10 protein-coding genes and 8 pseudogenes are annotated in these 12,496 nt (G+C 71.2%); 5 read left to right on the top strand and 13 right to left on the bottom strand.

Annotation, left to right across the window (positions count from 1 at the left end):
* The 8 genes and pseudogenes from UK94_RS45505 to UK94_RS09295 form a co-directional block, all read right to left on the bottom strand.
* The coding region (locus tag UK94_RS45505; protein WP_235487180.1) for a class I SAM-dependent methyltransferase at positions 1-244 on the bottom strand (244 nt) is incomplete at its 3' end.
* On the bottom strand, positions 241-498 hold the full coding sequence (locus tag UK94_RS09310) for an acyl carrier protein (protein ID WP_011604334.1): 258 nt from the start codon (positions 496-498) through the stop codon (positions 241-243). The genes UK94_RS09310 and UK94_RS45505, both read right to left, overlap by 4 nt.
* 226 nt (positions 499-724) lie before the next feature.
* The coding region (locus UK94_RS73245) for a PaaI family thioesterase (protein WP_268761264.1) at positions 725-1,136 on the bottom strand (412 nt) is incomplete at its 3' end.
* A pseudogene (locus UK94_RS45495) lies at positions 1,133-1,318 on the bottom strand (ferritin-like domain-containing protein); the annotation flags it as partial. The gene UK94_RS73245 and the pseudogene UK94_RS45495, both read right to left, overlap by 4 nt.
* 1 nt (position 1,319) lies before the next feature.
* Positions 1,320-1,461, bottom strand: a pseudogene (locus tag UK94_RS45490) (ferritin-like domain-containing protein); the annotation flags it as partial.
* A 1-nt stretch (position 1,462) separates the two neighbouring features.
* Positions 1,463-1,611 (bottom strand): annotated as a pseudogene (locus UK94_RS45485) (ferritin-like domain-containing protein); the annotation flags it as partial.
* 1 nt (position 1,612) lies between these two features.
* Positions 1,613-1,918: pseudogene (locus UK94_RS45480) on the bottom strand (ferritin-like domain-containing protein); the annotation flags it as partial.
* A gap of 232 nt (positions 1,919-2,150) precedes the next feature.
* Positions 2,151-3,623: AMP-binding protein (locus UK94_RS09295; RefSeq protein WP_235487178.1), on the bottom strand; the 1,473-nt coding region annotated here is incomplete at its 3' end.
* Positions 3,624-4,064: 441 nt separating this feature from the next.
* Between UK94_RS09295 and UK94_RS09290 the strand changes: the two genes are divergently transcribed.
* A complete protein-coding gene (locus tag UK94_RS09290; RefSeq protein WP_011604330.1) occupies positions 4,065-4,529 on the top strand; it encodes a PaaI family thioesterase in 465 nt (154 codons plus the stop codon).
* Positions 4,530-4,617: 88 nt separating this feature from the next.
* Here UK94_RS09290 and UK94_RS09285 read toward each other — a convergent pair whose 3' ends face one another.
* A complete protein-coding gene (locus tag UK94_RS09285) occupies positions 4,618-6,012 on the bottom strand; it encodes an aldehyde dehydrogenase family protein (protein ID WP_011604329.1) in 1,395 nt (464 codons plus the stop codon).
* A 1,483-nt stretch (positions 6,013-7,495) separates the two neighbouring features.
* On the opposite strand from UK94_RS09285, the pseudogene UK94_RS45470 reads away from it, so the two are divergent.
* Positions 7,496-7,887 (top strand): annotated as a pseudogene (locus UK94_RS45470) (DUF664 domain-containing protein); the annotation flags it as partial.
* A gap of 1 nt (position 7,888) precedes the next feature.
* On the top strand, positions 7,889-8,056 hold a 168-nt coding region (locus tag UK94_RS45465; protein ID WP_235487290.1), incomplete at its 5' end, for a DUF664 domain-containing protein.
* On the opposite strand, the pseudogene UK94_RS09270 reads toward UK94_RS45465, so the two are convergent.
* Together UK94_RS09270 and UK94_RS45460 are read right to left on the bottom strand one after the other, a co-directional pair.
* A pseudogene (locus UK94_RS09270) lies at positions 8,007-8,902 on the bottom strand (PLP-dependent cysteine synthase family protein); the annotation flags it as partial. The gene UK94_RS45465 and the pseudogene UK94_RS09270 overlap by 50 nt on opposite strands.
* Position 8,903: 1 nt before the next feature.
* Positions 8,904-9,092, bottom strand: a pseudogene (locus UK94_RS45460) (PLP-dependent cysteine synthase family protein); the annotation flags it as partial.
* A 196-nt stretch (positions 9,093-9,288) separates the two neighbouring features.
* Here UK94_RS45460 and UK94_RS73240 point away from each other — a divergent pair.
* Together UK94_RS73240 and mshB are read left to right on the top strand one after the other, a co-directional pair.
* The coding region (locus UK94_RS73240; protein ID WP_268761276.1) for a hypothetical protein at positions 9,289-9,332 on the top strand (44 nt) is incomplete at both ends.
* Between the two features lie 10 nt (positions 9,333-9,342).
* Positions 9,343-10,154 (top strand): N-acetyl-1-D-myo-inositol-2-amino-2-deoxy-alpha-D-glucopyranoside deacetylase (gene mshB, locus UK94_RS09265; protein ID WP_235487176.1); only part of this gene is annotated, 812 nt, incomplete at its 5' end.
* A gap of 399 nt (positions 10,155-10,553) precedes the next feature.
* Here the strand turns inward: mshB and UK94_RS45455 are convergent.
* Together UK94_RS45455 and UK94_RS45450 are read right to left on the bottom strand one after the other, a co-directional pair.
* Positions 10,554-10,952 (bottom strand): glycosyl hydrolase (locus UK94_RS45455; protein WP_268761275.1); only part of this gene is annotated, 399 nt, incomplete at its 3' end.
* Between the two features lie 981 nt (positions 10,953-11,933).
* A pseudogene (locus UK94_RS45450) lies at positions 11,934-12,200 on the bottom strand (endoglucanase); the annotation flags it as partial.
* Positions 12,201-12,496: the final 296 nt, after the last annotated feature.

Genomic DNA, 12,496 nt, shown 5'->3' with positions numbered 1-12,496 from the left:
CGCAGCCGACGTCGAGCAGCCGCTGCCCGGGGGCCAGCCGCAGCCGGTCGGCGACGAAGTGCAGCTTGGCGATCTGCGCCTCGGCGAGGGTGAGCCCGGGGCGCCGGTAGAGCCCGGAGGAGTACTTGCGCAGCGGGTCGAGGAAAAGCCCGAAGATCTCCGGGTCGAGGTCGTAGTGCTGGTTGGTCTCGCCCGCGGGCGTGGGCGCGGGCGTGGCGGCGGCGAGCTCGACGGAGGTGGTCATGCCGCCTTCACCTGCAGCGCCGTGCCGACGACCGCGGCCAGCTCGGAGACGGAAGAGACGGTGAAGACATCCTCGTCGTCCAGCTCGACGTCCCAGGTCTGCTCGACCCTGGCGACGACCCGCAGCAGCCGGACGGAGTCGGCGCCCTCGATGGCCCGCAGGTCGGTGTCGGCGGCAAGGGACTCGGCGGGCACGGCGAGCTCCCGGGCGACGATCTCGGTGATCTGCCGGAGGATGTCGGCGTCGGTGGTCACGGGGTCTCCTCAGCGGGGACGGGGACGTCCGCGGTGGCGGACGGCCCCGGGACGGTGGACAGCGCCGGAGCAGGGGACATCGCCGGAGCAGGGGACATCGCCGGAGCAGGGGACATCGCCGGAGCAGGGGACATCGCCGGAGCAGGGGACATCGCCTGGTGGAGGCGGTCGGCCTCGGAGTTGGTCAGGGCGATGCGGTCCCGGGCGGTGCCGAAGGGGACGTTGNGGTAGGTCGCGGACGCGGTGACGACCGGGACGCCGTCGGCGTCGACGATCTCCGCGGTCGCGCCGATCAGGGGCGAACCGGCGTCCGCGCCGGCGGTGAGGCGGGCCACGCAGGTGTAGCCGTGCCCGGTGGCGACCGGGGCGAGGTAGCGCATCCGCATGCTGACGGTGAAGGCCACCAGCCCGGTGCGCACGACGATGAGGTTGCCCATCGTCTCGTCGCAGACGACGCCGAGCAGCCCGCCGTGGACGACCCCCGGGTACGACTCGTAGCTGCGGCCGAGTTCGAAGACGGCCTGCAGGCCCTCGGGATGCTCGTCGAACTCCAGCGCGAGGCCGTGGGGGTTGTGCGGCGAGCAGCCGAAGCAGCGGTAGTCGGCCAGGACCGCCCAGGGCAGCTCGGGGGCGGTCATGCCAGCGCCTCGGCGAGGCGGCGGCGGACGCGGCCGTTGGTGCTCAGGTCCAGCCCGGTCAGGGCGGCGAAGGCCCGGCGGATGTTGTCCTGGAGCCGGTCGAGTTCGCCCTCGGTGGCGATGCCCGCGAGGAACAGGTCGAACGCGGTGTCGATGGTCTCGTGGTCGGCGACCTCGGCCAGNCCGCTCTTGAACACCCCGACCGGATGCTTGATCCGCGCCTCGGAGGTGTAGACGTACAGCGTCTCCAGCACCGAGGGCAGCTCGCCGGGATGCGCCGCCAGCCGCCTGCGCGCGTAGTGCAGGAACTCGCGGGCGTGTCCGGNCTCGTCCCGGCTGGCGCGCAGCATCAGCGAGCGCAGGACCGGCTCGTCGACCCAGGCCGCCACGGACCGGTAGACGTGGTTCACCGTCAACTCGGAGATGATGTTCGTGGCGAGCGTCGCGCTCGGCGTGGTGCCCGGCGCGTAGGGGGNGCGCATCGCCTCGACGGGGGCGGCGGGCATCGTCACGCCGACCGCGTCCAGCCAGGTCCGGAACGCGAAGTGGTGCTGCAGCTCCTCGTAGCCCCAGACGGCCACGAAGGTCGAGAAGTCGTAGTCGTCGAACTCGTTGAGGAAGCCGTGCTGGGCGGCGATCGAGTTCGCCTCCCCCATCACCGAGCTCTTGACCATCGTGACGTACTCGGGCCGCACGCGGTCGCGGTCGATGTCGTCGAACGGCAGCTCGGCGAGGGTCCAGCGCTTCTGCTCGTAGTGGCGGAAGACGTCGTAGCCGTGCATGGCGGGCCTACCTCCGTCGGGGATCACTGTCCGGGGATCACTGGCGGGCGAGGTCGCGGGCCTCGGCGCGGCGGAACTTCCCGCTCGAGGTCCGCGGGAGGGCGTCGGGGGCGACCAGGCGCACCGACACCTCGGCCAGTCCGAGCGCGGACCCGACGGCGACCCGCAGGTCGGCGGCCAGCCGCACCCGGTCGGCGGCGTCGTCGAGGGTGGTCTCGGCGATCACGGTCANCGACTCGACCCCGGCTCCGGACTCGTCGGTGTCGGCGGCGGCGACGGCGACGCACCGGCGGCGGTGCACCCCCGGGGCGTCGCGGACGAGGGCCTCGGCGTCCTCGGGGTAGTAGTTCACCCCTCGCACGATGATCATTTCTTTGCGCCGGCCGCTCACGTGGAGCTCGCCGGCGAGCAGGAAGCCCAGATCGCCGGTCGGCAGCCACCGTTCACCGGACGGGTCCGCCTCGATCGCCGTGGGCGTGCCCCCGGCGGTGAGGTAGCCGGCGGTGACCGCGTCGCCGGCGATCTCGATCTCCCCGACGGTGCCGTCGGCGACGGTGCGGCGCTCGTCGTCGACGATCCGCAGCCGCATCCCCCGCACCGGCCGCCCGACGCCGACCAGCCCGCGTGCCGCGGCGGCGCCCGCGGGCACCGGCACGGCGATGCCGTCGCGGGCCAGCCGGTCGCGGTCGACCCAGGTCGTCACCGGCGGCCGGCCCAGGGGCGGGAACGTGACGGCAAGGGTCGCCTCGGCCATCCCGTAGACGGGGAACATCGCCTCGGGGGCGAATCCGGCCGGGGCGAAGTGCGCGCCGAAGCGCGCCACCGTGACCGGACTCACCGGCTCCGCGCCGTTGAGGGCCACCCGCCAGCGGCGCAGGTCCAGGCCCGCGAGCTCGTCCGGGCCGAGCGCCGCCAGCAGGGCGTCGTAGCCGAAGTTCGGCGACGGGGCGACGGTGGCGCCGATCTCGGCGAACGCGCGCAGCCAGGACGCCGGGTCCTTGATGAACGTCGTCGGCGACCAGATCGTCATCGGCACCGCGGTGAGGATCGCGCTCAGCGCGCCGAACAGGCCCATGTCGTGGTAAAGCGGCAGCCAGGTGGCGCCGTGGTCGCCGTCGCCCAGCCCGATGCCGTCGACGATGGCCGCGGTGCCGTGCACGACGTTGCGGTGGGTCAGCACGACGCCCTTGGGCACGGCGGTGCTGCCCGAAGTGAACTGCACGATGGCCAGGTCGGACGGCGACACGGCCGGCAGCGCCACGCCGTCGCGGGCCGATCGGGTGAGCCCGGCGATGCCGTCGAACCGCAGCGCGCCCAGCACCGGCGCGAGCCGGCGGGTCAGGCCGTCGGCGCCCGCCCCGACCAGCACGCGGGAGACGCCGGCCGCGCTCGTCACGGCGGCGATCCGGGCGGCGTAGCCGGCGAGGTCACCCGCCGAGGTCGGCAGCGGCAGCGGGCAGGCGGCGGCGCCGGCCCGGCCGACGGCGATGACCGCGGTCACGAAGTCGGCGTTGTTGCGGCTGAACACCCCGATCCGTTCCCCGGGCGCCACACCGTCGGCGACCAGGGCACGGGCGAGCGCGGTCGTGCGGGCGGCGAGTTCGGCCAGGGTGAGCCGCTCGGCCGAGGAGGGGAAGCTCACGGCGACGTCGGGCCCGGTCGCCGCGGCCTCGTCGAGGGCGCCGGGCAGCGTCGTACCTCGCATAGATGCTCTCCCGTTCTGGGCAGGTGTCCGGTGCGGTTGCGGTGGCCGGACGTGGCCGCGCGAGGGCGGGAAAAACAGGCGGCCGGTAACGCTCCCCCGACCCGACCGGACGGCACGGAGCCTTTCTGCCGGACTTCCGACCCGCTCGATGCCGCCTCCGCAAGCCTGACAATCCGACGCCGGCGGGTCAACGAAACAACCGCCTCTCCAATCGATCCATCGCCGGGGACAATAAGCGCCGGTGAATCAACCGAAGGTTACCGCGAAAGGAATTCCGGGCCTCCGGTCGTCGCGGTTCACCGGATATTCCGGCAGGCGGCACCGCCAAGTCGACGCGAGTTCGGCCGTTGTTTGCCGCGGCGGCGACCCGGCGACACCGGTCCGCCGCTGCGGATATCGTGTCCCGACATTCGGCCCCGTCCACAACAGGGAGGTGCGGCCGTGGAGCACAACGGCGTCAGCGCGCAGGCCGAGGTCACCAAGCGCATCGACGACCTTCGCGTACTGCTGGAACACGGCCTCACGGAGGGGGTCGGCGTGGGCCACTCGCTGGGCGTGCGGATGCGAACCCTGGAGGTGGGGCGGACGGTCTGGACGCTGCAGCCGTCGCCGGCCGCGGCCAACGCGATGTTCACGGTGCACGGCGGCGTCATCGCGACGCTGATGGACACGGCGATGGGCAGCGCCGTGTACACGAGCCTGCCACCCGAGGTCTTCTACACGACGCTGGAACTGAAGGTGAACTTTGTGCGTTCGGTGAATCTCGACGCGGCGGCGCTGGAATGCGTCGGGCGGACGGTTCACGTGGGGCGCCGGACGGCGACCGCCGAGGCTCAGGTCACCAATTCCGCCGGCAAGCTCGTCGCGCACGGAAGCTGCACCTGCCTGCTGACCCCCGCGAGCTGAGAGCCGGTGGTGGGTGGCGTCGCCGGTCGCGGGGAGCCGGCGACGCCACCGCAGCGGCGGCGCGAACCACGCCGTCCGCGCCGACGGGTCAGGCCACGCTCGGTCCGACCGATGTGCGGATCATTCCCTTGGTACGCATGAGAACCTCGCCGAGATATCCGTCATGCGGAATTCCCGGGCGCAGCCAGGTGGTGGGATTGTCGCCGAGATAGAGATTGGTGATCGACGGTTCGTCGAGCAGGGCGTCGATCAGCTCGGCGCGGGTGGTCATCGCGGTGAGGACGAGCGAGTCGCGCAGCGGGGCGATCCCGTCCGCCGGCTGCCACGGCCCGACCCAGACGCAGGGGAAGGGCAGCTCGACGCCGAGCTGCGTGGCGCTGCTGGAATCGACCAGGTGCACGGCCGGGCGCAGCACCGCGCCGCCGGAGGCCAGCTCGTCGACGATGGTGTCGCCCCCGAGCAGCGGCCGGGCGTCCCCGGCGACCTTGTGCAGGTACTGGTCGACCTCGACCACCGACGCGGTCGGCTGCACCGTGAGGGTGGCGTCCGGATGGTCGGCCGGCAGGCTCGGGATCCGACCCAGCCGCTCGGCCAGCGCCCGGGCCAGCGGCTCCGGGTCGCCCTCGACGAGCACCGCGCTCGCGCACGTGCAGGCCGTACCGCCGAGGTGGCTGACCGAGGCGGCGATGATGTCGATCTTCTCCCGCCAGTCGACGTCCGCCGTGACGAGGATCTTCGAACGCCCGGGGCCCTGGGTGAGCACGGTGGGGATGGCGCTGTACTTGTCGACGACGTCCTGGCCGCCGTAGACGATCGCGTAGTCGGCCTCGGCGATGATCAGATCGGCGACGGCGTAGTCGCACGGCAGCAGTGTCACCGTCGCCGGTGGGAAGCCGGCCTGGCGCAGGGCCTCCACCAGCCGGAACGCGGTGTACGGCTCGCGGGCGGACGGGCGCACCACCACCTTGTAGCCCAGGGCGAGCGCCTCCGGCCACAGCCCGTGCACCGCCGGGGTGTTCCCGGCCGCGTGCACCGCGAACACCTCGCCGCGGCGCGCCCACACCGCCGAGCCCGCGCTGGTCCGCTCGTCACGCCAGTCGCCGACGGCGCCCCGCGGCATCGCCAGCTCCACCGTGTGACGCTGCGAGCGCAGGACGTCCACGATCCACTCGACCGACTGGCGGACCACCGCGCGCGGCACCCCCGAGGCGGTGGAGACCAGCTCCACGTACGCGTCCGGGCCGAACCCGCCGAGCGAGGCGGAGCCGAACAGCTCGGCCGCCGCGTCCAGGGCGTCGAGGCGTTGCGCGCCGGGCAGCACCCCGGCGGCGCGCATCGCCGCGATGGTGCGCCGCGCGTACAGCGACGGCACCTGGCTGATCTCGCCGATCTGCGCCCCGGACAGCGAGGTCAGCGGGCGGCGGTTACGGCTGCGGTAGGGCCCGGCGGGCCCCAGCGCGTCGAGGTGGATTCCCTCGCCCATCAGTAGACCCCTTCGATGACTGCATGATCGTCGAACGTGGCGACCGGTCCGACGTCGGCGACCGAACAGCCGAGCCAGCCCGGCGGCGGCTCGGCGGCGACGGCGTGATCGCGTTCGAGGTTGTTCGGGATGAGGGCGTACTTGGTCAGGTGGTTCATCACGACCTGCCCGCGGTCACCGAGGGCCACGTCCTGCCCGGTCGCGGGATCGACGACCCGGAAGACGATGTACGGGCTCGGCGGGTCGAACAGCGCGAGGCCGTCGAGGCCCTCCCCCGGCCGCTCCCGGGACATCCCGAGGATGGTGGTGCTGCCGTACAGGCCCTTGAGCGGGATGCCGGGGAAGACCTCCGTCTGAAAGATCTCCCGGGAGTCCGCGTCCATGTGGGCGCCGCTCCAGCAGATGAACCGGACGTTCTTGCGGATCAGCCCGACGAGGTCGTCGCGGCGCGCCATCCGTTCGAGCAGCGGGGGCGTGGTGATGAGGATGCCCACCGCCTGGGTGGTCAGAATGTGCGCGGCCTGGTCGACGATGTGCTCGGCGTAGGCGTCCGCCGCGCCGGGCCCGTCCCGCTCGATGAGCCGCTTGATCCACCGTGGGTCGAGGTCTACGGTGAACCGCAGACCGTCGTGGCGACGCGCGCGGCGCGCGGCGAACTCGCCGAACATGTGTGGGCCGCTGGGGGCGACCGCCANCACGTTCGCCGGCCCGACAGCGGCGTAGTGGTGTTCGTCCCANCCGAGCGCGAACTCCATCCAGCGGTCGAACATGACGAACCGCTTCGGCGACCCGGTGGTGCCGCCGCTCTCGTAGACACCGGCGATCACCCGGTCCTCGCCGGTGANGCCCCGTGGGATCAGGTCCTCGACGGGCACGTCCCGGAACTCGTCCACGACGTTCGGGAACAGGCGCAGATCGGCGAAGGTACGCACGTCGGCGATCGGGTCGAAGTCGAGGCTGNGCGCCCGGCGCAGCCAGAACGGGCTGCCCGTCGACGCGGTGAAGTGCCAGCGCATCAGGGCGGCGATGTACTCATCGGGATCCACGGCGGGATACGAGGCGGGATCCCCGGCGGGTAGGCCGGCCCGGGGAAGATCGAGGACGGGGGAACTCATGCGCAGCCTCCGCGGGCGCGTCGGATACCTCGGCGAGGCCATCGACCTCGGCGGGGCCATCGTCGCCCGCCCCCCGGCAGCCGCAGGGCCGGCCGGTACCCTCCCGATCGGGCAATAGGAACTTCCGCGCGTGCTGCGCGTGCTGCGCGTGTCCGGGAAGTGGTGCAGCTCCAGGCTTCGCCGGGCTCGCCACGGAGCTCGACCGCGACCGGAGCCCGTCGAGCACCTGGCGACGCTGCGCGCCGCGCTCGGTCGGGCGGAGCCGGACAGGTGAAAGCACCCGGGTCGCACATCGCCGCTGTCCCGTTCAGGCGAAGACGACGAGCCGGTCTGTTGATGTCCTTTCGACTCAGAAAGCTGGACAATTGATGTTCATCTGGCCCCGCCTGACCACTGGACCCGAACGTCTCATGTTGGAGAGCCTGCTTGACCGCAACCGGCAAGCACTCATCGACACCGCGCGAGGGCTGTCCGAGACCGACGCACGGCGGCGCCTGGTCGTCTCCCTGACCACACCGATCGGGCTGATCAAACACGCCGCCACCGCCGAGCGCATCTGGTTCCAACGCACCCTGCTCGGCCTGGACGAGTCCGCCTGCGACGGCTACGCCACCGGTGACGACGGCAGTTTCGTCGTCGCCGACGGCGAAACGCTGGCCGACGTGATCGCCGAGTTCGAGCGTGCCAGCGAGCGTTCCCGCGTGATCGCCGCGGACTTCGAGCTCGACGACACCAGGGCGCACCCCCGTGCCGGCGATGTNAGCCTGCGGTTTGTCTACCTGCTCCTGATCGAGGATTTCGCCCGTCACGCCGGCCATGGTGACATTCTCCGCGAACACATCACCGCCGCACGACAGGCGTGTGACAGGACAGCCGCCGTCAGTCCGGCCACCTGCCGGCGGCCGTGGCGCGTTGGAGGATCTCGGTGAAGGGCCGCGGGTCGAGGCCGGCCGCCGCGAGCCACGACTCGGAGTAGCAGGTGTCGGCGTACCGTTCCCCGCCGTCGCAGATCAGCGTGACCACGCTGCCGTGGCGGCCCGCGGACGCCAGCTCGCAGGCCAGCAGCACCGTGCCCCACAGGTTCGTCCCGGTCGACGCGCCTGCCCTGCGGCCGGTCAGCGTTTCCAGCAACCGCATGGCGGCGATGGACGCCGCGTCGGGGACAGCGATCATCCGGTCGATGACCGCGGGCAGGAAGCTCGGCTCCACGCGCGGGCGGCCGATCCCCTCGATGCGCGAGGTGCCCGCGAGGGGCCGGCCGTCCCCGCTCGACCAGAACCGGTGGAACACGGAGTTCTCCGGGTCGACGACGCACAGCCTGGTGTCGTGGCGGCGGTATCGGAGGTACCGCCCGATCGTGGCGCTGGTGCCCCCGGTGCCGGCTCCGACGACGATCCAGCGGGGAACCGGGTGGCGTTCGAGCGCCATCTGACTGAAGATCGACTCGGCGATGTTGTTGTTGCCGCGCCAGTCCGTCGCCCGTTCCGCGTAGGTGAACTGGTCCATGTAGTGCCCGTCCGCGGCCTCGGCGAGACGCCTGGCCTCCGAGTAGACCGACCCGGCGTCCTCGACGAGATGACATCGCCCCTGCTCGCGTTCGATCAGCGCGATCTTCTGGCCGTTCGTCAGGGCCGGCATCACCGCGATGAAGGGCAGCCCGAGCATGCGGGCGAAGTACGCCTCCGAGACCGCCGTGGAGCCCGACGACGCCTCGACGATCGTCGTACCCTCCCGGATCCAGCCGTTGCACAGCCCGTAGAGGAACAGCGACCGCCNGAGCCGGTGCTTCAGCGAGCCGGTCGGGTGGGAGGACTCGTCCTTCAGGTAGACGTCGACACCCCGGTCCGCCGGCCACAGGTTCAGCGGGATCAGGTGGGTGTCGGCGGACCGGTTGGCGTCGGCCTCGACCCTGCGGATGGCCTCGTCGGCCCACGCCCGGTCGGCGCTGCGCGGCGTGATGTTCATGTGTCCACCTCGCCTTCGCGTGGTTGACAGCGTGGTTGACAACGCGCTAGGCAGCGTGGTCGGCGGGGCCCTCGCATGGTCGGCCGGCACCGGCGGGACATCGAGGTGCGAACCCCGACGACCGCTCGTAGGGTCGGTTCCGTGCCTGCTGGTCCTGGTGCCGTCACCGCGCCCGAACGCTGTGTTCTGTTCGTNNACGCCCATCCGGATGACGAAGTGATCGCAACCGGGGCGACGATGNCCCACTACNCCGCCGATCGTGATACCCGGGTCGTCCTCGTCACCTGCACGCTGGGAGAGATGGGCGAGGTACTGATCCCCGAGCTGATCAATCTGCGGGCCGACCACGCGGACCAGCTCGGTGGGTACCGGATCGGTGAGCTGGAGCGGGCCTGCGCCGCGCTCGGGGTCACCGATCACCGCTTCCTCGGCGGCGCCGGCCGCTGGCGGGACAGCGGGATGATGTCCAGCCCCTCGAACGCGGATCCGCGATCCTTCTGGCGGGCTGACCTGACGGCGGCGTCCGAGGCGCTGGTACGGATCGTGCGGGAGGTCCGCCCGCAGGTGATGGTCACCTACGACGCGATCGGGGACTACGGGCATCCGGACCACATCCGCGCGCACGACGTGACCGTCCGGGCCTTCGACGATGCCGCCGACCCGGACTTCGCACCTCAGGCCGGCGAACCATGGCAGGTCTCGAAGCTGTACGAGACGGCGTTGTCGCGGGCCGCGGTCGATGCCGCGGTCGATCAGCTGTGGCGGTCCGATCTCGCGAAGACCGCACCCGAGGGGATCAGCATGCCCTCGGACATGCTCCTGTCGGTTCCTGACGCCAAGGTCACCACGAGGATCGAGGCCCCCGACTTCTTCGCCGCGAAGGTCGAGGCGATGCGGGCGCATCGCACCCAGATGACCGTCGACGGCTTCTTCTTCGCCCTGGTCAACGGGGACGGGCAGGCCGCCCGGGCCACCGAGCACTACGTGCTGGCCCGGGGCACACCGGGCCCCCCCGCTGCATCAGGTAAGGAGGACGATCTGTTCGCCGGGCTGGTCCCCTGACCGCGGCGCGGCCGCCCCGCCGCGTCGCGTCCCGGACCGCGCGCCGCCGCCACACTGAAGATCATGCTGTCGCCTCCCCCCGGCCAGCGCTTTCGTACCCGAGCACAGACCCCCGTACCGCTCGGCGGCCTACCGATCTCCACCCGACGAACGCGTTGCCCGCGGACCGGGGCCCGCGGGCAACGCGTTCCGCATCCTCGCCAACTATGGTCTGGCAGAATAGAGCTGCTTGTATCGCGCCCCCGCGTTGGGATTCAGATAGAAGCACCCGTTGCCGAGCGGTCGGTACAGGTTGGACCCGACGTTGCCCTGGTCACAGTTGTTGAAGTAGTACTCGTACGCGAATCCCTTGCCGGCATGGGCCACGAACCAGTCGTACATCCACTGGACGTAGTTGGNGTTGTCGCCGCCGCCGTTGTCACCGCTGCCGCTGACCACACCCCACTCTCCGACGCCGAAGAGTTTGTTGTGGGCCTGGGCGAAGTTGTACCAGTAGTTCAGCCCGCCGGGTGCATTGGCCTGGGCGTCGAACGCGGCCTTCGTCGTGGACGGCGGGTAGTGGTCGTAGGCGTCGAGGCCGACCCCGTCGACCCAGGCGTCACCGGGGTAGAGCTCCATCGGATTGTGGCTCGGCGGGTTCTGCGAGTAGTGGGCGTTGAGGCACCAGCAGATGGTGGGATCCGGCTCGGCCGTCGAGTTGATGGCGTCCGCGACATGCCGGAAGCAGTTGACGTAGTCGGTCGGGTTGGTGCCCGCCCACTGGTACCAGTCCCCGTTGCTCTCCCAGCCGAGCCGCAGGAAGGAGTTCTGCCGGCCGTAGGTGTTCAGGAAGGTGCCGAAGGTCCGCCAGTACGAGTCGTAGGCGCCGGTGGCGCAGGTTGCGTTACTGGCGCCGATGTTCTCCGGGAACGGCNGAATGGAGATGATCAGTCTTCCCGGCCAGGTGGCGAACGTACGCAACAGATCCGCCGGCTGGGTGACGTTCGTCCAGTTGTTCCGCGTCACATAGAGCAGGACGAAGTCGCAGGGGGTGCCGCGCCAGGTGCAGAACGCCTCGAGGTTCGACTGGTTCATGACCGGGTCGGGAAAGGTGCCGGACAGCCACGGCTTGCCCGAGCGGGGACCGGCGTAGATCGGGGGCGTGCTCGGCACGGACGTGGTGGTGATCTCGGCCCGGTCGAACCCGATGTTGTTCCCGCTGGACGCGGTGCTGCGATGGCCGTCGTTCGTGAACGTCAGGGTGTGCGCGCCGGCCGTCAGCAGGTTCGAGGTGTACAGCAGGGNCACGGAGGAAACCGGGGCGTACGTGTCGACGACGACCGGTTGGGCGCCGTCGATCCGGAACGTCCCGAACCCGTTGGCCGAACCCTTGACCCCGTAGACGTTGATCTNGGTGCCGGTGAACCGGACCGTGGCGACCGCATTGGCGACGCCGGTGTAGNACAGGCTGTTGTTGGGTGAGGTCACACAGCCGACGCAGGGCACCCAGCCGGTGGAGTAGGAGACCTGGTTGTTCCCGGTGCCGATGGCGGTGTCCTCGACGACGGTCGCCGTCGGGGCCGGTGGCGGTGGTGGGGGCGGCGCCGGGTCGGTGGTGACCTCGGCGCGGTCGAAGGCGACGTAGTAACCGTTGGACGCCGGGTTCCGCTCGTGGATGTTCGTGATCTGCACGGTGTGGGCGCCCNCCGAGAGTGGGCCCGTGCTGAACACCAGGCTGGCGGCGAGGGTCGTCGCGAAGGTGTCCANGACCGTCGGCGTCCTGCCGTCGACGCTGAAGGNGGCGTGCCCGCCGTCAGGCCCCTTGACGCCGAAGATGTTGGCCTGGGTTCCGGTGAACCGGACCGTGGCGATCGAGCCGTAGTTCGTGGAAGACCGATAGCTGCCGTTGAGGGTACTGGGCGCGCATCCGCTGCACTGGGTCCAGGTTCCCGTGTAGGAGACCTGGTTGTTCCCGGTGCCGACGGCGGTGTCCTCGATCGTGACCGTGGCGGCGCTCGCGGGCGTCGCCAGCGCCCACGTGCTCGCCGTGACGCTGGCCAGCGCCACGGCCGCCCAACCGAGCCGGCCGCGGAGCCTGGTGGTGCTCCGGCGCCGGCGTGGGGATCGCACTGAANGGTGCCGCGGCAGCTCGATCCGCACGCGGCTGGGTCCGGGTGGCCGCCCGTGCCGGCGGCGGGCCGTTGCGCCCCCGCGCGCACCGCGCCGGCGGCGTGGGTGGACCCGTCCATCACCGCCGCCGGGATTCTCCTGCGGTCGGGAACCAGTCCCGTCCGGCATGTCTTCCGCCTGCATTTTCTCGTCCCGTCCTGGGTCGCGGATATGTGACCTTGCGGTCGTCGATG

The organism is Frankia sp. AvcI1 (genome assembly GCF_001420875.1).
Lineage (GTDB): Bacteria > Actinomycetota > Actinomycetes > Frankiales > Frankiaceae > Frankia > Frankia alni.
Note: the sequence above shows the minus strand (reverse complement) of the source record. Positions and strands in the feature narration are given on the sequence as shown.